At 71.2% G+C, this 21,315-nt stretch carries 14 protein-coding genes, 2 tRNA genes and 1 pseudogene; 5 read left to right on the top strand and 12 right to left on the bottom strand.

The window, feature by feature from the left end; translation table 11 throughout:
* Positions 1-56 precede the first annotated feature (56 nt).
* From AOK23_RS06200 to AOK23_RS06175, 6 genes are all read right to left on the bottom strand, one after another.
* On the bottom strand, positions 57-1,265 hold the full coding sequence (locus AOK23_RS06200) for an ABC transporter substrate-binding protein (RefSeq protein ID WP_240496279.1): 1,209 nt from the start codon (positions 1,263-1,265) through the stop codon (positions 57-59).
* A gap of 323 nt (positions 1,266-1,588) precedes the next feature.
* Positions 1,589-1,662, bottom strand: a tRNA-Pro gene (locus AOK23_RS06195).
* A 237-nt stretch (positions 1,663-1,899) separates the two neighbouring features.
* A complete protein-coding gene (fxsT, locus tag AOK23_RS06190; RefSeq protein ID WP_055711728.1) occupies positions 1,900-5,931 on the bottom strand; it encodes an FxSxx-COOH system tetratricopeptide repeat protein in 4,032 nt (1,343 codons plus the stop codon).
* Positions 5,928-7,265: a TIR-like protein FxsC gene (locus AOK23_RS06185; RefSeq protein ID WP_055711727.1), complete on the bottom strand. Its 1,338-nt coding sequence runs from the start codon at positions 7,263-7,265 to the stop codon at positions 5,928-5,930. Before AOK23_RS06185 ends, fxsT begins: the two co-directional genes overlap by 4 nt.
* A 329-nt stretch (positions 7,266-7,594) precedes the next feature.
* Positions 7,595-8,806, bottom strand: coding sequence for an FxsB family cyclophane-forming radical SAM/SPASM peptide maturase (locus AOK23_RS06180; RefSeq protein WP_079049325.1), 1,212 nt, complete (start codon positions 8,804-8,806; stop codon positions 7,595-7,597).
* A 32-nt stretch (positions 8,807-8,838) separates the two neighbouring features.
* On the bottom strand, positions 8,839-9,021 hold the full coding sequence (locus AOK23_RS06175) for a hypothetical protein (protein ID WP_055711725.1): 183 nt from the start codon (positions 9,019-9,021) through the stop codon (positions 8,839-8,841).
* A 468-nt stretch (positions 9,022-9,489) separates the two neighbouring features.
* On the opposite strand from AOK23_RS06175, the gene AOK23_RS06170 reads away from it, so the two are divergent.
* The gene (locus AOK23_RS06170) at positions 9,490-9,876 is read left to right on the top strand and encodes a DUF6083 domain-containing protein (RefSeq protein ID WP_055711724.1); all 387 of its coding nucleotides are present in this window, start codon (positions 9,490-9,492) and stop codon (positions 9,874-9,876) included.
* A 64-nt stretch (positions 9,877-9,940) separates the two neighbouring features.
* Here the strand turns inward: AOK23_RS06170 and AOK23_RS06165 are convergent, their stop codons facing one another.
* Genes AOK23_RS06165 through AOK23_RS06150 form a run of 4 tightly spaced genes read right to left on the bottom strand, consistent with a single transcriptional unit; the run spans position 9,941 to position 14,706 of the window.
* Positions 9,941-10,852, bottom strand: a complete 912-nt coding sequence (locus AOK23_RS06165; protein ID WP_055711723.1) for a YceI family protein — start codon at positions 10,850-10,852, stop codon at positions 9,941-9,943.
* A 33-nt stretch (positions 10,853-10,885) separates the two neighbouring features.
* On the bottom strand, positions 10,886-11,923 hold the full coding sequence (locus AOK23_RS06160) for a maleylacetate reductase (RefSeq protein ID WP_055711736.1): 1,038 nt from the start codon (positions 11,921-11,923) through the stop codon (positions 10,886-10,888).
* A 26-nt stretch (positions 11,924-11,949) separates the two neighbouring features.
* Positions 11,950-12,906 carry a dioxygenase family protein gene (locus AOK23_RS06155; protein ID WP_055711735.1) on the bottom strand — a complete coding sequence of 319 codons (957 nt, stop codon included), beginning with the start codon at positions 12,904-12,906 and terminating at the stop codon, positions 11,950-11,952.
* Between the two features lie 42 nt (positions 12,907-12,948).
* Positions 12,949-14,706 carry an FAD-dependent monooxygenase gene (locus AOK23_RS06150; RefSeq protein WP_055711722.1) on the bottom strand — a complete coding sequence of 586 codons (1,758 nt, stop codon included), beginning with the start codon at positions 14,704-14,706 and terminating at the stop codon, positions 12,949-12,951.
* 199 nt (positions 14,707-14,905) lie between these two features.
* Between AOK23_RS06150 and AOK23_RS06145 the strand changes: the two genes are divergently transcribed.
* Positions 14,906-16,801 carry a helix-turn-helix domain-containing protein gene (locus AOK23_RS06145; protein ID WP_055711721.1) on the top strand — a complete coding sequence of 632 codons (1,896 nt, stop codon included), beginning with the start codon at positions 14,906-14,908 and terminating at the stop codon, positions 16,799-16,801.
* Here AOK23_RS06145 and AOK23_RS06140 read toward each other — a convergent pair.
* A complete protein-coding gene (locus tag AOK23_RS06140; RefSeq protein WP_169800279.1) occupies positions 16,789-18,768 on the bottom strand; it encodes an ABC transporter ATP-binding protein in 1,980 nt (659 codons plus the stop codon). The genes AOK23_RS06145 and AOK23_RS06140 overlap by 13 nt on opposite strands.
* Before the next feature lie 278 nt (positions 18,769-19,046).
* Positions 19,047-19,120, bottom strand: a tRNA-Pro gene (locus AOK23_RS06135).
* A 100-nt stretch (positions 19,121-19,220) separates the two neighbouring features.
* Between AOK23_RS06135 and AOK23_RS06130 the strand changes: the two genes are divergently transcribed.
* From AOK23_RS06130 to AOK23_RS06125, 3 genes and pseudogenes are all read left to right on the top strand, one after another.
* The gene (locus AOK23_RS06130; protein WP_055711720.1) at positions 19,221-19,748 is read left to right on the top strand and encodes a DUF309 domain-containing protein; all 528 of its coding nucleotides are present in this window, start codon (positions 19,221-19,223) and stop codon (positions 19,746-19,748) included.
* A 114-nt stretch (positions 19,749-19,862) separates the two neighbouring features.
* Positions 19,863-20,345, top strand: a pseudogene (locus AOK23_RS49445) (MFS transporter); the annotation flags it as partial.
* A gap of 82 nt (positions 20,346-20,427) precedes the next feature.
* On the top strand, positions 20,428-21,288 hold the full coding sequence (locus tag AOK23_RS06125) for an HAD-IIA family hydrolase (protein WP_055711719.1): 861 nt from the start codon (positions 20,428-20,430) through the stop codon (positions 21,286-21,288).
* The last annotated feature ends 27 nt before the right edge of the window (positions 21,289-21,315 follow it).

Here is a 21,315-nt window from a genome sequence, read left to right as displayed (position 1 = left end):
GGACGCGACCCGCGCACGGGAGAGCCAACCGACGCAGGGGGGCGGGAGGAGGTGGTTCACGGGATCACACCCTCGGATCGCAGGGCATCGTCGATCTGTTCCTTGATGGTGTCGACCGAGCTCACGGGTTCGATCCCGGACGGCGGGGACAGGGTGTGGGAGACCGCGATCGACACGTTCTGGTAGACCGGGGTGATCGGGCGCACGCTTCCCGCTTCCAGGGCGGCCAACACCTCCCGGGAGAAGGGGTACTCCTTCATGAACGCGGGCTCGTCGTACAGGGCGCGCAGCGTGGGGGGCAGACCGCCCTCGAGCGCTGCGGCGAGTTGGTTCTCCCGGTTGCGCAGGCACAGGGCAGCCTCGAAGGCCAGGTCGGGGTGGCGTGAGTAGGCGCTCACCGCCAGATCGATGCCTCCGATGGTGGGCCGCGCCGGGCGGTCCGCGTCGACCCGGGGGTACGGCGCCCAGCGGAAGTTCTTGAACAGCGCGGGGTTGTTCGCCTTCATCGACGGATAGACGAACGGGTAGTTGAGTTCGAACGCCGCCGTTCCCGACTCCATGGCGAGCCGGTTCTGGTCCTCCATCTGGTTGGAGAGGGAGGGGTCCGCGGCCGAGGAGTCCGCGAGATCACGCATGACCTGCGCGGCCCGAACGGCAGGAGGACCGAGGGAGGGCGCGGTCGCGCTCGCGTTGAGGATGGTGCCGCCGGCACTGTTGATCAGCGTGTTGAACCAGACGGTCAGGCCCTCGTACTGAGCGCCCTGGATCTCCACGAAGTGCGGTTTGCCCTGTCGGGCGAGGGCCTCGGCCATGTCGAGCATCTCGGCCCAGGTCCTGGGCGGCCTGGGTACGAGGTCCTTGCGGTACCACAGGAGCTGGGTGTTGGCGTTGTACGGGACGGCGTACAGCTTGTCCTTCCAGGTCGAGGTCTGCAGCGGTACGCGCAGGGTGCCCTCGGTGGCCTGCCGCTTCGCCGCGCCCGTCCATTCCCGGATCCAGCGCGCCTCGGCGAACTCCGCCGCCCAGGTGACGTCCAGGCCCAGGATGTCGAGCGAGTCGTCCTCGGCGGCGAGTCTGCGGACGAGCTGCTGGCGCTGGCCGTCCGCGGCGCGCGGGAGCTTGTTGTAGCTGATCCGGTAACGCCCGCCCGACGCCCGGCTGCACCCGTCGGCGGCCTTCTGGAGCGCACCGGAGTCGTCGGGGAAGTTGTACCAGTTGAGGGTGGGCGTGCCGGAACCCTCGTCGTCGCCGCATGCGGTGAGCACCGACGCCAGCAACGGCAGCACAGCGAACGCCCGGAGCCAGCGCGTCCCTCGGGGACGTCCCCGCTGACCCGAAACCGGCCGGCAGCCGCACCTCGCGTGCATGCGCTCCACACCTCGCTTCCGGACGGTGACAGGGGCTCGGGCCCCGCGGTATTGCCCCTGCGCACACTAAAGACCACAAAAACTGAGATCAAGCACATATCGTCCCGAATCACCCAGCGATTCGCCAGGCCACCCATTCGGCGAACCCGCAGGCGGGGAGAAATGAAAAAGGTCGGTTTCGGAAACATCCGAAACCGACCCTCATCTACGACTCTTTCGAGTCGGGACGACAGGATTTGAACCTGCGACCCCTTGACCCCCAGTCAAGTGCGCTACCAAGCTGCGCCACGTCCCGTCGCGATCTCCACGGTGCCCGCACTACCGATTCGTGCTCCGTGTGAACGCGCAGGTAAACCCTACCCTACATACCCCCCAGCAGACGGAGGGGTTGCACCAGGCCGTACCGAAGGCGGCCCGAAAGCGGGGGCCCTGCGGACGACATCGTCCGCAGGGCCTGGTGCCCGTGGTCCGGGTGCTCGTGGTCCGGGTGCTCGTGGTCCGGGTGCTCGTGGTCCGGGTGTTCGCGGTGGTGTCAGGTCACCGGGGGCTCGATGTCCGCGTCGATGGGCTGCCAGCGGGTGACCGCTCGGGTCAGGGGGTGGTCGCCGCCGAGTTCCGGGCTGTCGGTGGCGCGGCGTTCCGCTTCGGCGTGGAGCCCGGCGGCCTCCTCGTGGCGCGCCTCGGCGTCGTCGGAGTCGTCACGGCGCAGTTCGACCGCGAGGTTCGAGGCGCCGGCGATGGCGAGGTAGTGGTCGGGGCCGAGCACCTCCGTGAGCCCCTGGTACGCCTCGCGGCCCACCGCGAGGGCCCGTTCGTGGTCCCCGCTCTCGGAGAGGTCCGTCGCGTGGTTGAGCATGCAGGTGAGGGTGTAGGGGTGGCGGGGGCCCAGCAGGCGGCGGAAGCGGTCGAACGTGCGGGTCGACAGTTCCCGTGCGGCTTCCCGCTCTCCGGTCAGCCGGAGCAGGACGGACAGGTTGTTGGCGCAGGCCAGGGTGAAGACATGGTCGGGCCCGAACTTGCGCTCGTACCGGTCGAGCGTTTCCTTGGCGAGTTCACGGCCCCGTACCGACTCGCCGCGGTCGTAGAGGTCGGCGGAGAGATTGGTGGCGATGGCCAGCGTGTCGGGGTGGTCCGGGCCCAGCTCTTTCAGGGCCTGGTCGTAGGTGTCGTTCGTCAGCTTGTGGGCCGTCTCGTGGGCGCCCAGCCGGCGGTAGATGATCGCCGCGCCGAGGGAGGCCCGGAAGGTGACCAGGTGTTCGGGGCCGAGCGCCCGCCGACTGCGCTTCAGCGTGTCCTCGACGAGTTTCCGGGCTTCCTGGAAGCGCCCGGCGGCCCGGAGGTCGCGGTTGAAGTTGTTGGCGGAGTTGAGCGTGGAACGCTCGTCGGGCCCGGAGATCTCCCGGCGCTGCTTGAGGATGTCCCGGTTGGTGTCGCGGGCCGCCTGCCGGTCGCCGGACAGGAACTCGGACACCGCGAGGTTGTTGGCCGCCGCCAACGTGCGCGGGTGGCCGTCGCCGAAGACCCTGCGGGTCCGCCGCAGCGTGGCCCGGTCGCTCTCCATCGCGTCGGCGTACCTGCCGACACCGCGCAGGTCGGCGCCGAGACTCATGGCCGCGCCGAGCGTGTAGGGGTGGTCGTCGCCGAGGATCCGGCTGCCCCGCTCGTACACGTCGCGTGTCACCTCGTACGCCTCGGGCAGGCGGCCCTGGTCGCGCAAGGCGTTGCCGAGTTCGGTGCGCAGGCGCAGCACGAGCGCGTCGTCCTCGCCGAAGCGGGGCTGCCAGCTGGTGAGGACCCGTTCGGCGGTCCGGTTGGCGGTGTCGGCGTCGCCGCTGCGCCACAGGTAGCGCACGGTGTCGCAGATCCACTGCCGTACGGGCAGGGCGTCGCTCTCCTGGGCCCGGGTCGGCCACAGGTGCGGCAGCAGCGCGCTGTACCGGCGCCAGCTCTCGGACTCGTCGGGGCTCTTGGGGTTGGCCTGACCGAGCACGGCGTGGGCCCGTGCCCGCATGGCGGTCTGGTCCTCCGGGCTGAGCTGGTCGCGCAGGACCCGCTGGATCAGGCGGTGCAGGGTCAGCGTGTCGGTCCGCTGGTCCACCTGGGCGAGTCCGTTGCGGACGATCTCCCCGTAGAGCCTGCTCATCATCAGCGGGTCGGAGAGGCTCGGGTCGTGGCGTTCGAGCAGTTCGAGGGCGGGACGGCTGCTGAGCATGTCCCGGGGGATCGGATCCGGGCCGAAGAACGCGCAGAGCTGGAGGAGGACGGCCGCGGCGGGCGTGCGCGACTTCAGCCGATCGAGTGACCAGCTGGCCGCTGCCGATGTCGGGTAATCGGGGGCTGACTGGTTGCGCAGGATGTCGGTCATCTGAGTTCGGAGCATCTCCACATAGGTGGCCACGGGCATCGCCGACTCCTGCAATGAGGCGGCGGCCAGGCTCACGGCCAGTGGGAAGTCCCCGAGTTCCTCGGCCACCCGAGCCGCCTCGGCGGGCTCCAGGGCCTGGTTGTAGCGGCGCAGCAGCGCGACGCTCTCCTCACGGGTGAAGAGGTCGACCTCGATGCGTGCCGCGCGTTCGGCCCATGCCGGATTCCGCGAGGTGATGAGGATGTGGTGACCTGGCCCACTGACCGGAACCAGACCGTCCAGGTCGGCCGGTTTCTCGGCGTTGTCGTAGACGAGCAGCCAGCGCGCGTGGGGGGTGCCGCGGCGCAGCTTGTCCAGCACCTCGTTGCATATGGCCGCCAAATCCTTGCCACCGAGGGGCACACCGAGATGCCCGGCCAAAGAGTTCAGGTCCTGGCGGATCTGCGTCGGTTCCGCTGCGTTGATCCACCACACCAGATCGTAATCGGATTCGAAGCGGTACGCGTACTCGAGCGCCACCTGTGTCTTGCCCACGCCACCGAGTCCGTAGAGGGCCTGGGGCAGTACAGCGGTGGTGCCGGCGAGCAGACTGTCGCGCAGTCGTTCGATCAGTATCCGGCGGCCCGTGAAGGCGACGTTCCGTTGGGGGCGTCCTCCTATGACCTGGGGCGGGGTGCCGGGGAGCCGGGTGGCGGCGGCGAGGCTCACGGCGGTGGCGCGGGGTCCCGGTTCGGTCGGGCTGCCGCGGTCGACGACGGTCAGCAGTCGGACCACCGCCTCCTCGGCGGAGACCCCGGCGAGGCTGACCGTCGCGGAGGGCGCGAACTCCGGCGGGGGCGGGGAGTCGTCGACCCGCAGGGGGACGACCATGCCTATCTGGCCCGACGGGTCCCGGCGCCGGATCTGCTGCCAGATCTCGCGCGCCTGCGGCAGGGCGGTGTACTGCGGGGAGAGCAGCACGATCATGCGTCCTTCGCCCGCCAGGGTGCGGTCCAGTCCGGCCGGTGTCGCGGGCGCGGCGGCAGGGTCGTCCACCTCGATGGGGGCGAGCGTCGCCTCGTATCCGGCGGCCCGCAGGACGCTGACGGTCCAGTCCGCCCACAGTCGGTCGGTGGCGGCGTAGTTGACGTAGAAGTCCTTGCGCAAGGTCGGCGCCGTGCGTTCGTACTCGGCGCGGAGTGTCCGGCGGTACGGCTCGGGCATGTTGTTCAGCCGGGTCACCCGGTTGTCGGTGAGCCGGGCGGTGAGGCGTTCGAAAGCGGCGAGGAGGGTGCCGTCCTGGCGCCGCTCCCCCACCGTCGCGGGGATCTCCTCGTACGCGTAGCTGGGCTTGTACGGGATCTCGACGCTGCTCCAGTACTGGTCCTGCTCGTCGGCCGGTACCCAGTCCAGGAAGGGCGCGAAGAGACTGCGGGCCTGGTGGCGGCCGGCCTCCAGGCGGTCGCGGCCGGCGTCCTCGACGCGCATGGGGACGGGGACGATGCGGATGTCGCGCTGGGCGTGGGAGTTGCGGCGGACGGAACGCGCCACGTGGGCCGCGCCGTTGACGCCCTGCCGGCTCAGGGTGAAGCAGTCGACGACGATGTCCGGCATGACGACCGTGCAGATGCTCGCGGTGTCACTGAGGCCGGTGCGGCTGTCGATCAGGACGTAGTCGTACCGTGCGGCCATGTCCTCGCGCAGCGCGGTGAGGAAGTCGGCGCCGCCCATGCGGTAGAACGTGCCCCAGTCGAAGGTGCTGACGGTGACGGCGTAGGTGTCGGGGTCCTGGACGCCGGCGGGGAGCAGATCGAGTTTGCCGCCGGGGGGCAGCCTCAGTTCGGTGCCGACGGCGTAGCGGTCGACGCGGGCCAGTTCGCGGGGGTCGGGGCCGTCGGGGTGGCCGCCGACCCGAGGGGATGGTCCGGCGGCTGCGGCGTTCTCCGCGCCGGAGGCGACCCGTTGGGCCACGGAGCGGCGGGCGAAGTCGCTGACCATCTCGATGACGCCGGCGCTCTCGGTGAGGTCGGGGTCGGCCAGCAGGGGTTGGAGATAGGTGTGCAGTCCGGGGGCTTCGAGGTCCCAGTCCACGACGAGGACGCGCAGACCGTTGCTCGCGAGGATCCAGGCGGTGTTGACCAGCGCCATGGTGCGCCCCGTACCGCCCTTGAAGGAGTAGAAGGTGATGATGGTGCCACGGCCGCGGTCGTCATGGGTCATCTGTCCTGCTCCTGCTCTAAGGGAAGGGGATCGGAGGAGGGGCGGGCAGGCTGCGGGCGCGCGGGGCCGTTCGGCTCGGGCCGGGCGACGGCCACGGTGCTCAGGACGGGGAGCGACGTGGAGGTGATCCGTGGCCTCTCCAGGGAGTCGAGCTTGATCGTCTCCAGGAACGAGAACAGATGGTTCTGTACCTTGGCCACGACGGCATGGAGTGCCCCGTCGAATTCGTCCGAGCCGATTCCGGATTGGAGCAGCGGCAGGGGATCCCCTGCTCCTTTCGCCCAGTTCAGCGGTAGGACGCTGCGGACCGCCTCCCAGTAGGGCTTGCTCTGGGGTCCGTCACCCGCCTCGTCGGGACCGCAGGGAACGATGGCCGCGCTGCCTGGATGGTTGCTCCGGTCATAGGCGCGCAGGGCCCTTCCGTACGGTTCGTCCGCGGCGGCCCGCGCCTCCACCAGGAGGACCGCGACCTGCCCCTGCCCACGGGCCTCGTCCAGGGTGGCGCCGAGGGCGTCCGAGACGACGCCGGTACGCACCGTGAAGCCCCGCTCCTCCAGGAGTTGGCTCGCTCTCCTGGCCACGGGCTCCGGGGATTCGGTGTGGTAGGGGTTCCAGTCGGTCGGGCTCTCCCCGTGGCACCCCGGGTCCGTGGACCTCTGGTGGTGGGCGGTCCCGGAGGTGCGGGCGGCGACGAGCAGCAGGGCGTGGCTGCCCGGCTCCGCGCGCTGGGCGGCGGACGGGAAGGGTCCGGCGGATTCCGGCGCGGTGAGGTCCAGGCCCTCGGCCGCCGGTATGCGGAAGTGTTCGGCGGCCACGAGGATCTGCCGCGCGAGGAGGTTCACGATGCGGCGGTACTCCTCGCCGCCCGGGTCGGCCACCAGGATGCGGCGCAGTCCCCACTGCGCGTAGTTCTCGCCGAATTCGAGGTTGTCGTACTGGATGTGGGCGGCACCTGCCGGAATGCTCTGTACGGGCTCCCACAGGACGGGGATGAGAGCCTTGGCATCCACTCCGGCCAGTTCCCGGTGGCTGCGCTGCCGGTCCTCGAAGGCCTTCCATTCCCGGCCACAGAAGTCGCTTCTGAAGTAGTCCGGGGTGTAAAGCGCCAGCATGGTGCGGCAGTGGCCCAGGGCGTCCCCGAGTGCCGCGTTCCAGTCCTGGCCGATTTGAATGGACTGGACGTCCAGAAAGGGACGGTCGAAGGGCACGGGTTTGCCCTTGCGTAATCGCCGCAGTTCTTGGCGCAATTCTGCGCACAGGTCGTCGTAAAACCGCTTGACGAGGACCCGCGGTCCGCGCCTGCGCGCATAGCTCAGGAAGAAGTACGGTTCCAACGAGCCCCCGACGTGCCGCGATCGCGGGGTCCCTACCGTGGGGTGGATGGATTCTCTCGCCTCGGAAGGTGACCGACAGCGGCGGAAGTGCACGCGGTTCGGTTGCCTCCCACACCTCCTCACCCCCCAACCGGTACCCCTCAGCCATTGCCTTGGTTGAGTCGTGCCGAGACAGAGAACTGTACCCCTGTCCGGCCTGACGGGCCCCTTATCCGGCGGGACCCGATGCATGCATTCCCCTGATCTCCGCCTCCAACTCCCCTTCTCCGTGTGCTTGTTATCGGGAGGCTGCACAGAGCTCGTGCGTGCGCCCTGGTCGCGCTCCGGGCTCAGGGAAGGGCTGACGGCTGTTCCGGTGGGGTCTCGGTGACCTGCGCCAGTTCCGTATGGATACGGGAGTTGACGTGAGTGATGAATGCGGCGAGGTCGTGGCAGTAGACGGAAGGGTTTTGGAAGTCGGTGGCCGGGTGGTGGCGGTGGGTGTAGAGGCCGCCGCCGCAGACCTGGGCCAGGGCGCAGTCCCGGCAGACCGGGGCGAGGCCGTGGAGGCCGGACTGTCTGCGGCGTACCGTGTCCGTCGCGAGCGCCTCGGTGAAGGAGTGGCGGAAGACGTCGAAGCCGGTCTCGGGTGCGCCCGGTGCGACGACCTTCAGCGAGTCGGAGTGTTCCATCGTCCCGTCGGTCTCGACGACCACGAGGTCGACCGGGGTGAGGCCGAACGCCTCGGTGTTGACCGACCCGCCGAGCACCCCGGACATCACCTCCTCGAACATGCGGACCCGGGTCTCCATGCGCGGCGCGTCGAACCACCGGTCGAACGCCGCGCCGAGCCAGCGCGCGTACGGCGTCGGCTCGTCCGGTGGTGACACACCGGCCGGGGGGCGCTCCGGGGGGATCGTCCGGTGCTCCAGGCCGGGCGGAGGGTGTCGCCACGTGCCGTGCGGCAGCAGGAAGTCGACGCGGGGCGGGGCGAAGCCCAGAAGGGCCTCGTAGGTCTCGACGGGGTCGTTGGCGAGGTCCAGTGTGCAGAGGAGCCCCACGAAGAGGTCCCTGTGGCGGGGGTCGTTGAGCAGGCGCAGCCCTTCGGCGACACGGGCGTGGCTGGGGCGGCCGTTGGCGAACCGGCGGTGCCGGTCGTGTGCCGCCGGGGCCCCGTCCAGGCTGACGGCCACGCCCACGCGGTGGCGGTGCAGCAGGGTGAGGAACTCCTCGTCGAGGAGGATGCCGTTCGACTGCATCGAGCAGTGGACCTCGATCTCGGAGGAGGCGAGGCGTTCGGCGAGGACGGTGAGGAGTTCGCCCAGGTGGGCCTTGCCCACCAGGAGGGGTTCGCCGCCGTGGAGGATGACGCGGACCGCGGGGAGCCGGTGTTCACGGGCGTGCTCGGCGATCCGGTCGGCGGCCTGCCGGACGATGTCGAGGGACATCGCTCCGGGCCGTCTGCGCCAGCTCTGGTCGGCGGCGAAATACACATAACAGTAGTCACACGACAAGTTGCATAAACCATGCACTTTCAGCAGGAACTGCCGGAAGGGAACCACGGGCGCGTCCCCCGAACCGGCCTCCGTCGTCGTCACAGCGCACTTTCGAAGACGACGTCGATCGTCCTCGCCGAGCCGTCTCGCTCCTGGAGGTGGCGTCGCACGGCGTGACCCCACGCCGTGTTCTTCCGGGCCACCACCTTCAGCCGACGGGTCGGCACGGTGGAGATGTCGACCAGTCGTGTGCTGGCGTGGCTGTTCTGAGGCGCGTCCATGCCTTGCTGCCTCCCTGAGAGCCGCTTGGGTGCGGAGAAGGTGCCCCGCCCGGATACATTCCCTGTCCATGCTCTGTCAGTGCTGTTCGCACGTCCACAAGACAGTTGGCGTCAACCGGGCCGGGGAGCTGCCGGGACAGGGGCGCCGCCAAAGCATGGCGTGCGCATAGGGAAATCCGGAATACGGCCACCAAGCCGATGTGAGCGGGATTTCTGCATATCGCCTCGGATTCCGCGTCCGCACCGCGGTCGGCCGACGCCTGGGAATGGCGAGCGACCCCGCCGCCGAGTCGTGCGCGAAGTCATGGGCGGAGTTGTCCAGATGGCCTCCTCGGCCGCTTCTGCCGTGCCCATTGATCCGGCCCGCGTCCGGTGTGATCTCGCCTGTCGCCCTGTGTCTCTCCCACCTCACGGTTCCCGTCCGATTACCGCGGTGTGCGGCCGAGTGTTCGGCCGCACGCTCACGGTATGGGGGTGGACAGGGTGCCGCAGTTGGGCGGTGGGCACGTGCACATGTGCCCGGTGTGCGGGCTGCCGCAGGAACGCGTGCCGACTCTTGATCACGACTGGGTGATGTTGGAGCCGGACCTTCAGGTGTTGGCGCATCTGGTACCCGCGGACCATCGGTGGATCACTCTGTCGGACGGCCGGGTGACGGTGTACGGGGTGTGGCCGCCGGACCCGTCGCAGCGTTGTCGGATCGAGCACCGTCTGGCCTGTTCGGGGCAGCGGTTGCCGGATCTCTGGCCCTGGTTGTCGGCGTTGCGGCAGGAGAACCGGCGGCGGGCGGAACGGCTTGCGGCCGGCGAACCGGCTCAGGTTCCGGCGGAGATGGAACTGCCTGACGCAGGCTGAACGAGCGACCCGAACCGCCTGCGTCTTGCGTCTCGCGGCAGTTCCCGGTTGCGGGTTCCGCTCGTCACTCCGGCGGCGTGGGCGTGTCGTGGGTGCGGTACATCGCTTGGACGTCGAGTTCCAGTTGGACCGTGGGTCCGACGACGGCTATGCCTCGGGCGAGCATCGTGCGCCAGTTGAGGGTGTAGTCCTCGCGGTGGAGTTCGGCCTTGGCGAGGGCGGCGCAGCGGAGTTCCTCGCCGTAGCCGCCGTTGACGGTGCCCAGGTAGGTCGTGTCGAGGGCGACGGAACGGCTGACGCCGTGCATCGTGAGGGTGCCCTGGAGCGTCCACTTGCTGCCGCCCCGGTAGGCGAAGCGGTGGCTGGTGAAGTCGATGTGGGGGAAGCGCTCGACGTCCAGGAAGTCGGCCGAACGCAGGTGCGTGTCACGCGTGTTGTTGCCGGTGTTGATGCTGGACGCGTCGATGCGGACGTGGACGCGGGACTCGGTGACGTCCTGGGCGACCTGCAGTCCGCCCTCGAAGCGTTCGAAGCGGCCGTGGACGTGGGCCATGCCGACGTGCTTGGCGATGAAGCGGATCGCGGTGTGCGGCGGGTCGAAGAGCCAGGTGCCGGGGACGGGGAGTTCCAGTTGGCGGGCCGAGCGCAGCCAGACGCGTGCCGGGGTCGGGCCGGCGTCCGGGACGATCTCCACGGACTCCCGGTGGGGTTCGAGCCCCTCGGCCACGATCAGCAGGCTGTACGCGCCCGGCGGCAGGACGGCCATGAAGTAGCCGTACGGGTCGGTGGTGCCGCGGGCCGCGACCCGGTGGCTGCGGAGTTCCGTCACCGTCACCTCGGCCGCGCCCATGGGCTGGTTCACCGGGTCCAGGACCTCACGGACGAGGGCACCCGCGCCGGGCGGGACCGGAAGCGTCAGGCCCGCGGCTCCCCGGGAGGCTTGGGAGGATCGCCGCCGGAGCAGTCCGAGGGGCATGCTGTTCACCTTTCAGTTCTCTGTGTGCGTGGGTCAGGTGGGTGACGGTCGGTCCCCCGCGAACGCCGCTCGCAGTACGTCGAGGACGCCCGCCTCGGTGACCTCGCGCGGGTTGGAGTACGCCTGCCCGGCGACCTGGGACGCGGCCACCGCCAAGTCGGCTTCCTCCAAGCCGAGTTCGGCGAGGGAGCGCGGGGCGCCCAGGCGGCCGGACAGCTCCCACAGGGCGTACGGGGCGTCGTCGGTGTCCAGGGCCCGGCCGAGTGCCGCGAGGGCCTCGGGGGCCGCGGGGGCGTTGTGGGCCAGCGCGTACGGGAGGACGACCGTGTGGGTCTCGGCGTGCGGCAGGCCGAAGGTGCCGCCGAGGACGTGGCAGAGCTTGTGGTGCAGGCCCATCGTGGTCGCGCCGAGCGCGGCACCGCACAGCCAGGCGCCGTAGAGCGCGCGGCCCCGGGCGTCGAGGTCCTGCGGATCGGCCGCCAGTTCGGGCAGCGCGCGCGTCATGGCCCGGGCGCCCTCCGCCGCCGTCAGCGACACGAGCGGGGTGGCGTCCGGCGCGTAGAGGGCCTCCGCCGCGTGGGCGACCGCGTTGATGCCGCTGGTCACGGTCAGCGGCACGGGGAGGGAGAGGGTCAGTTCGGGGTCGTAGACGACGCTGCGGGGCAGGACGGACGGGTCGCGGCCGGTGCGTTTGGCGCCGTGCTCGGTCAGTCCCCAGACGGGGGTCATCTCCGAGCCCGAGTACGTCGACGGCACCGCGATCAGCGGCAGGCCGGTGCGCAGCGCGATGGCCTTGCCCAGGCCGATCGCGGAGCCGCCGCCGACGGCGACGCACCCGTCGGCCCCGGCGGCGCGCGCCACCTCGACGGCCCGTTCGGCTACTTCGACGGGCACATGCATACGGGCCTCGGTGTGCAGCCCGGCGCAGGCGTCGCCGAGGGAGTCCGCGACGGCCCGGCCCGTCTCCGCGCCTCGCGGGCCGGACACCACCAACAGCCGTCGCAGGCCGAGGCGTTCGGCCTCGCCCGGCACGGCGGTCACCGAGGCCCCGGCGCGGAGCACGACCCGCATGGGCGGGGACTCGTGGACGAACTCCCTCACACGTCCTCCCGGTCGAGCGTGTCGGGCGTGTCGGGCGTGTCGAGCGTGTCGAGCACGAGGTCGAAGCGGGCGTGCCGGAACGGGTTAGGGATGCCGAACTCCCGTGCCAGTTCCGGGTCGTCGGTCTCGGCGAAGTCCTGGACGAGGCTCTCCTTGACGGCGAACACCGCGTCCGAGTCGAGGTGGTCGCTGCCCGCCACGAAGATGTGCGTGGTGACCGTCCGGTGCCCCTCGGCCGAGCCGATGAAGTGGATGTGGGCCGGTCGGTAGGGGTGGCGGGCCGTGGCCTTCAGGAGCGCGCCGACCGGGCCGTCCGTCGGGATCGGGTACGGGCTCGGCACACAGGTGCGGAACCAGAAGCGGCCCTCGTCGTCCGTCGTGAACAGTCCGCGCCCGTTGCCGGGCGGCTGCACGTCCGGCTGCTGCACGTCGTAGAAGCCCTCGGCGTTCGCCTGCCAGACGTCGAGGACCGCGCCGGGCAGCGGGGTGCCGTCCCGGGACAGCACACGCCCGCTGATCACGCACGGTTCGCCGCCGCCGACGAGGTCGATGTCCGCGCCGAGCGCACGGGCCGGGGACTCGGTCATGTGGAAGGGACCGAGGACGGTCGACTCCGTCACGGCTCCGGCCTCGGCGCTTCGTTCGCGACTCCCGTCCGCGCCGTCCCGGTCCCCCGCACCCCGCTCGCTGTTGATCGTCTCCACGAGCATGGAGACGCCGAGCACGTCCGAGAGCAGCACGAACTCCTGCCGGGTGGCGGTGCAGGCCTGTCCGGTCGCGGTGAGGAAGGCGATGGCCCGCTCCCACTCCGCCATGGTCGGCTCGGTCTCGCGGACGAAAGCGTGCAGGTGGCGGGTGAGGGCGGCGAGCAGCTCGCGCAGCCGGGGGTCGGGCGTGCCGTCCATGCTGTCGACGACCGCTTCGGTGATCCGGGTCGTGAACGCGTCGCTCATGCCGGTGCTCGTATCGGTGCTCATGTCCGGGCATCCTTCCCGTCAGGCATGTCCGAGGATCCGTCGCAACGCCGCCGACAGCAAACGCTCCGCGTCCTCGGCTGACGCGGCGGCCGTGACGTGCCGGAAGGCCACGTACCCGTCGGGGCGGACGAGCAGGGCTCCCCCGTCGGCCATCTCGCTCAGCCGCGCCCAGTCGCCGTACGGGTCCTCGTACTGCCGGCCGGGGCCGATGACGACGGTGGTGATCGCCGGGTCCTGTGCCTCGGCCGCCCGCGTCCAGTGGTCACCGCCGATGCCGGTGATCAGGGTGAAGCGGCCCTGCCCGACGGTGTCCAGCGTGGAGAGGGTGCGGGTGCCGGAGGTGAGCCAGGCGTGCGGGAGCCTGGCGCCGGGGCGGGTGGTGGGCTGGTGGTACAGCTCGGGGTCGCGGTCGAACCCCGGGTCGGGGGTGCCGTCGGGGACGATCGCCTCCGAGGCGTACCGCTGGTTGAGGTCGACGCCGTGCGCGTTGAACTCGTACACCTTGAACGCGATGGCCTCGCGCAGCCGCGCCCGCTGCTTCTCGGCGGCCTCGGTGGCGTCCTTGCGGGCGGCGATGTTGGCCCACAGCTGCTCGGGGGTCTGCGGGGAGAGCCCGTCGAGTGCCTCGAAGACGGGCGCGGTCTCGCCGATGGACTTGTTGGCGCGGGTGACGATCTGCCGGCCGATCGGGGCGCGCTCGGCGGTGTAGGTGTCCAGCAGTCGCGGCGAGGCCGTGCCGTCGAGGACGAGCTTGAGCTTCCAGGCCAGGTTGTAGGAGTCCTGGATGGAGGTGTTGGAGCCGAGGCCGTTGGACGGCGGATGCCGGTGCGTGGCGTCGCCGGCGCAGAAGACCCGGTCGGCGGAGTACGTCTCCGCGTACATCTCGTTGACCGTCCACGCCGAGGACGACTTGACGGTCACCGGGATGTCGTCGTCGCCGATCAGCTTGCGGACGACGCTCTCGGCGTACTCGGTGGTGAGGTCGGGGGCGCCCGCGGTCACGTCGTACCCCCACACGATCAGCCACTCGTTCCAGGGGCGGACGCAGCGCACGAGGCCCGCGCCGATGCCGCCGACGGTGGCGCCCGGGGCGAGCACCCAGTACAGGGTGGACGGCCGGTGAGCGGTGTACTTCGTGAGGTCCGCGTCGAAGACGATGTTGATGCTGCCGGCCACGCCCATCTGGCCGCCCATGGGCAGACCCGCGTCCTCGGCTACCTGGGAGCGGCCGCCGTCGGCGCCGATCAGGTATTTCGCGCGGATCGTGTACGTGTCGCCGCGCAGCCGGTCCTCGACGGTGACGGTGACACCGTCGGCGTCCTGGACGAAGGACTTGTAGACGGTGCTGAAGCGCAGACGGGTGCCGCGGGCGACCGCCGCGTCGATCAGGACGGGCTCCATCAGGTGCTGCGGCATGTCGCACATACGGGTGGGGCTGGCGAGCTCGTGCGCGGCCTGCACGAGCGGGTCGTTGCCCCAGGAGCGGACCCGGCCCAGTTCCTCGCCGGCGAGGCTGGTGCAGAAGGTCGTGTCGCCCATCAGGTGCTGCGGGGTGGCCTTCGCGACGACCTCCTCCTCGACGCCGAGGTCCCGCAGGACCTCCATGGTGCGCTGGTTGGTGATGTGCGCACGGGGCGTGTCGGCGAGGCGGGCGTAGCGGGTGACGACGATGTTCGGCACGCCGTACGTGCTCAGCGCGAGCGCGGCGGAGGCGCCGGCGGGGCCACTGCCCACGATCAGTACGTCGGTCACGACATCGGGCTCGACGGTGTGCACGGGGAACGCTCCAGGGACATGAGAACAGGCACCGACCGTCGAAGATCATGGACGGGTGCGCGGGAGCGTGGGTGTCTCAATACGAGACAGTTCGGCACACGGGGCAGTTGGACGCCCGTATCGGGCTGCCCACGACACGGAGTACGGAAACGGGGCGCTTGTTGCTCATTCAACCTGTGCCGGTACGGTGAGCGGTGTCGTGACCACCACAGAGCAGCCCTCCGTCTCCGTCCGCCCCACCCTCACCTCGCTGCGCAGGGCCCGGGAGTTGTTCCTGCTGGGGCGGCAACTGCCGGACGACGTACCGGAAGAGGTCGTCGCCGCGTGGAAGCGTGCCCGGTTCTTCGGCGTACGACACGACACGCGGGACCCGGTCCCCGACCCGGCCCCGCCTGCCGTACGGCCGGAGGGGTCGGCCCTGCTGGCGGCGGCCCGGCCGGTCCTCGAACGGATCGCTCCCGCCCTCGGCGCGGAACAGGCGGCCCTCCTCCTCACCGACGAGCGGCTGCGGGTGCTGTGGGCGACCGGCGGCGGTCGGGACGACCTCTGCCGCTTCGACCTCTCCGAGCAGACGGTCGGCGTCAACAGCGCGGCCCGCGCCCTGAGCACGCGCCGACGGGCGGAGGTGCACGGGCCCGAACACTTCCTCGACCTCTGGCAGGACGTCTCCGCGGTCAGCGTGCCGGTGCTCGCCCCCGACACGGGGCGCGCCCTGGGCACGGTGACCGTGGCCTCCACGCTCTGCGCGGAGTGCGGCCCGCATCCGGGCGCCGCCCTCGCCGAGGCCGCCGCCGACGCCGTCGAGGCGGAACTCCTCGCGCGGTCGCAAGGGGCGGAACGGGTGCTGCTGGACGCGTACTTGGCTGCGGTGCGGGGTGCGGGGCGCCATGGCCGGGACGGTGAGGCGGGTCGGGAGCGCGGTGGGCGCGGGCGCCCGGAGGCGGGGCGTGCGGTCGTCGCCCTGGACGGACGCAGCCGACTGGTCAGCGAGGCCGCGGGGCGGCTGTTGTCACCGGAGGGGCTGGAGGCGCTGGAGCGCGGCGCGGTCGCCGCGGTGGGAGGGGCGGCCTTCGCGGCCGTGCCGTTGCCGTCGTCGGTCCCGTCCCCTGCGGCGACCTCCTCCTACTACGTGCCGTTGCCGGAGGGGTCGAAGTGTCGGGCGACCCTCACCCCGGTGACGCATCTGGGCTCGGTGATCGGTGTGGTCGCCGTGTTGGAGCCGGTGGGGCGGACGGCCGCCGGGGTGGACGAGCGGGGCGGTGTCGCGGCGGACGGGCACAGTGGCGGCGGTGGCGGTGTCGACGTGGGGGTGGCCGGGCGTTCGGTGGCCTGGCGGTACGCGGTCGACCGGGCGACGGAGCTGGCGCGGTCGTCGTCGGAGCCGCTGCTGCTCGTCGGGGAACGCGGCACCGGGAAGGCGTCCCTGGCCCGGGAACTGGCCGGGGAACTGGCCGGGGAGCCGCTGCTGACGGCGGACGCTGCGGAGGGTGAGGTCCACGCGGCGTTGGACGCGTGGGCGGGTGGTCGGGCGGTCCTCGTCCGGCACGCCGAGCGTCTGACCCAGCGCGATGTGGCGGCCCTCAACTCGCTCCTCGAAGCGCCTCCCGTCGCGCCCCTGCTGGTGACGTACACCCCGGGTCCCCCGCCCGGCCCCTGCCTCCAACGGCTGCTGGACAGCCTGGCCGCGCGCTCGGTCACCCTGCCCGCGCTGCGCGAACGCCGCGAGGACATCAAGGACTTGCTCGACTCGCTCACCCCCAGGCCGGCGCCGGGGGAACCGCCGCTCACCTGGTCGCTGGACGCGCTGCGCGCTCTGGAGCAGCACCCGTGGCCCGGCAACGTCACCGAACTGGTGCACCTGGTTCGGGCGTTGACGGAGCAGCGCCGGGCGACGGGGCCGGTCCGGCGGGCCGAGCTGCCGGACCCGGTGCGGGAGGGCCCCGCCGCCCGGCAGCTCAGCCCTATGGAGCGGGCCGAGCGCGCCGCCATCCTGGACGCCCTGCACCGCCACGGCGGCAACAAGGCCCGTACGGCGGTGGCCCTGGGCATCGCCCGCGCCACGCTGTACCGGAAGCTCCGGGGCTACCGGGGCTGAACGCCCAGCGGATCGGCGGGCCGGTCGTGGGCGGAGGTCTCGTCGGCGGACGGTTGATCAGGGGTGTTGATGTCGGTGGGCTCGATGTCGGCGGGACCGATGTAGATGTCCGTGGGCTTGTTGTCGGTCGAACTGTCGTCCGTGAGGGCGTCCGTGGCAGCGTCGTCCGTGGCAGTGTCGTCCGTGGCTCCGTCGTCCGTGGGGCCGTCGTCGAGGAAGCCGCCCGACTGGTGCTGCCACAGCTTGGCGTAGGCGCCGTCGCGGGTGAGCAGTTCCTGGTGCGTGCCCTGTTCGATGATCCGGCCGTGGTCGAGGACGACGAGTTGGTCCATGCCGGCGACCGTGCTCAGCCGGTGGGCGACCACGAGCGCCGTACGGCCCTCCATGAGCCGCCACAGCGCCTCCTGCACGAGGAGTTCGCTCTCGGAGTCGAGGGCGCTGGTCGCCTCGTCGAGCAGCAGGATCGGGGCGTCGCGCAGGATCGCCCTGGCGAGCGCGACCCGCTGGCGCTGTCCGCCGGACAGTTTGATGCCGCGCTCCCCCACCAGCGTCTCGAAGCCGTCCGGCAGGGCGTCGGCGAACTCCGTGACATGGGCCGCCTCCGCCGCCCGCCGGATCTCGGCGTCACTGGCGTCCGGCCGGGCGAACGCGATGTTGTCCCGCAGGGTGCGGTGGAACATCGCCGGGTCCTGCGGCACGTACGCGATGAGGCTGCGCAGGTCGGCCTGGCGTAACCGGCTGATGTCCTGGCCGCCGATGAGGATGCGCCCGGCATCGATGTCATTCATGCGCAGCAGAAGCCGGGAGAGCGTCGTCTTGCCGCCGCCGGACCGGCCCACGAGACCGACCTTGGTCCCGCTGGGCACCGTCAGATCGAGGCCCCGGAAGAGTGGTCCGGCGCCCGCGTGGGCGAAGGTCACCTTCTCGAAGCGCACATCGGCGGGGCCGGTCCGCAGGGGCTCCGGCTCCGCCGGGTCGAGCACGGTCGGCGGGTGGCGCAGCAGGTCGGTGAATTGCGCGGCCTCCGTCATCGCGCTCTCCATGCGACGGTAGATCTGGTTGAACTCGAACATGATCCGCGTCGCGTTGGTGTAGTAGGTGAAGGCGACGACGACCGCCTCGACGCCGTTCCCGCTCGCGCCGAGGGCGATGGCGAGCACCAGGCCCAGCACGTTGGTCAGCACGGACAGCGGGGCGACCAGGGTGTCGATGCGGAGGTTGCCGTAGTCCCACGACCGCAGGGAGAGCCGGCGGGACTCGGCGACCCGGGACCGGTGTTCCGCTGCCTCCCGCTCCTCGGCTGCGAAGGCGCGGACCGTGTCCATGTTCATCAGACTGTCGGCGACATGGCCGGACACCCGGGCGATGGCCTCTTCGCGCAGGCCCACGAGTGCCTGGCGGCGGCGGATGAGGGGCACCACGCAGACCGCGGTCAGCGCGATCATCACCAGGAGCCCGACGACGAGCAGCGGTTCGTACCGCCACAGGACGACGGCCCCGAACAGCAGCGGAACGAAGTTGCCGAGGACCGAGAAGGTCAGGGTGTCGACGAACTGCTCGAAGCGGGACGCGAAGCTCAGGACCCGCTTGGTCAGCGAACCGGCGAAGTTGTCGTGGAAGAACGTGGCGTCCTTGGCGAACAGTTCGTCCATGCCGATGACGTACAGGCGCTCGATGCCGAGGGCGTCGAGACGGTTCAGACAGTGCAGACCGAGGCGCCAGAGCGTCTCGGCGAACAGCAGGACGCCCGCGAAGCCGAGGATGTAGGGCAGCGTCGAGCCGACGGTGACGTCGGGGTCGTCGGCGATACGGCCGACGAGTTTCGCGACGACCAGCGGTGCGACGTAGTAGATACCGATGTTGCCGACGGCCGGCAGGAGCATGCCGGGGACGGCCAGCAGCCGCAGCCGGGCCAGTTCCCGTCCGTAATAGCGAAGTGCGAGGAGGACCGGGCCCTTGCCCGGCATTGCTGTGCGTGATTCAGGTGATCCCATCCCGCCCCTGTGTGTCGTGTGGCGGTCCGCCACGAGCCTCTTGGGGGAATGCCCTGCCTGAACGGCGGCGCCATACGCGTACAAACAGGGCAGGAACCGAAGTCTCCCGTGCCGGGACGCACGAGGTCCAAGCCTTTTCCCCTGTCGGCGACAGGCCGCACGCGGGTGCGATTCAATCCGGCCATTCCGTTCGCGGCGGCAAAACGAGCAGCGGGCCCGCCGTATTCGGCGGACCCGCTGGCCCTGCACCGTCGGGACGACAGGATTTGAACCTGCGACCCCTTGACCCCCAGTCAAGTGCGCTACCAAGCTGCGCCACGTCCCGGTGCGCTGTCCGCGGTGGAACCGCGTGATCGCGCAGAGAGAACTTTACCGTACGTCGGCCGGTGCCCTGCGGCCGGTGAGGGGCGAGGGACAATCGAGGCATGGACGCGACATCGGACGGCGGGACGGCACGGCGGCGGGACCGGGACACGGAGGGGCGCGCGCGGAACGCTCGGCCGCGTGACGGGCTGGGGCGGCCGTTGCCGTACGGGGCGGACGGTGTGGAGCGGCAGCCGGAGGGCGTCGTACGGGGGCCGGAGGAGACCGTCGCGGAGGCGCAGGCGCTGCTGGACGCGGGGAAGCCGTTCCACGCGCACGAGGTCTTCGAGGACGCGTGGAAGTCGGGGCCGGAGGAGGAGCGCGCCCTGTGGCGGGGGCTGGCCCAGCTCGCCGTCGGGCTCACGCACTCGGCGCGCGGCAACGTCACGGGCGGTGCCCGGCTGCTGCGGCGCGGCGCCGACGCGGTCGAGGAGTGGGCGGTGACCGAGGGCCGGGCGCGGCCGTACGGCATCGACCTGACGCATGTCGCGACCTGGGCCCGCGAGCTGGCCGGGGTCGTGGAGGGTGAGGCGCGTCCGGTGGACGCGGGGAGCTGGGCGCCGCGTCTGGGAGGGGACGGGCCCCGGTAGCAGCCCCGTGGCTGGTGGCGGCCGGCGGCTGTCGGGTCCAGGCTGTCGGCTGTCGGCCGGCCGTCTCCCGAAGGTGCCGCCCCGGTGGTGCAAGGGCTGGGTCATGGACACGTATCTGCTGCGCAGGCACAGCGAGGTGCCGGCGAGGGCTTCGCGCGGTCTCCTGCCGGGGATTCGCAGCGGCTGCTGGAGGCGGCCTTGGGGAGGATCATCGGCCGTACCGAGCAGGACACCGCGCGCCGGGTCGTCACCGCGTCCGACACCCGGCTGGACATCGCGGGCGCCTGGGCCGTCATGCGGGTCGAGCTGTTCACCCGGATGGTCGGCCATGGGAGCCTGACGCTGATCGCGGCGCGTCTCCGTATGCCGCCCGAGGTCCTGGTGCCGGTCTTCGACCGCATGGTGGAGGAGGGGTACCTCACGCATGACGGCACGCTGTTCTCCCACACGGAGGGGCGGCTTGAGGAGGACCACGGCCGTCCCGTCGAGGGGGACCCGCGCGCCGCCGTCGACACCATCGCCAAGCGGCTGCTGAGGGAGGACCTCACACACGGTCGGCCGGCCCGGGAACGGGAGTCGGTCCCGTCCGGCGCGACGGCGACCACCGGCGATCACCGGCCGACCGCCGGTCGGCTGCCGGTCGGCTGCCGGTCACCCACCTCCGACGTATCGTCCCGGTATGGCCGAGAAACGTGCTGTTCTGGTCGACATCGACGGTGTGCTCACCGTCTCCTGGAAGCCGCTGCCGGGTGCGGTCGGGGCGTTGCGGGAGATCCGCGGGGCCGGGCTGGGGGTCGCGCTGGTGACCAACACGACGTCCCGGACGCGGGCGTCGATCGCCGGGGTCCTGACCGGCGCCGGGTTCCCCGTGACGGCCGACGACATCCTGACCGCGCCGACCGTGACCGCCGCGTATCTCGCCCGGCACTGTCCGGGGGCGCGCTGTGCGCTGCTGAACAGCGGCGACGACATCCGGGAGGACCTCACCGGGGTACGGCTGACCGGCGACGACGACATGGGCTCGGACATGGACCCGGACGTTGACGTTGACGTTGACGTGGACGTGGACGTGGACGTGGTGATCGTCGGCGGGGCGGGGCCCGGTTTCGACTACGCGGCGCTCAACCGGGCCTTCGGGCAGCTGCAGCACGGGGCCCGGCTGGTCGCGATGCACCGCAATCTGTACTGGCGGACGGACGAGGGGCTCCAACTGGACTCGGGTGCGTTCCTCGTCGGGTTGGAGCGGGCGGCGCGCAGGGAGGCCGAGATCACGGGCAAGCCGTCCGCCGCGTTCTTCGAGGCGGCGCTGGCGCACCTCGGCGTCGCGGCCGGGGACGCGCTGATGGTCGGGGACGACATCGAGTCGGACGTACTGGCGGCGCAGCGGGCCGGCATCACCGGTGTGCTCGTCAGGACCGGGAAGTACCTGCCGGAGACCCATCGCGCCGCGAGCGGCAGCCCCGACCACGTGGTGGACTCGTTCGCGGATCTGCCCGCGCTGCTGGGGCTCGGCGAGGGGGCGTCGTCAGCGCAGCAGTAGCTGGAGGCCGCCGAGGACCGTCGCCGC

Origin of the sequence: Streptomyces torulosus (assembly GCF_001419765.1) — a bacterium.
GTDB lineage: Bacteria > Actinomycetota > Actinomycetes > Streptomycetales > Streptomycetaceae > Streptomyces > Streptomyces torulosus.
This window is presented reverse-complemented; position numbering and strand designations above follow the sequence as displayed.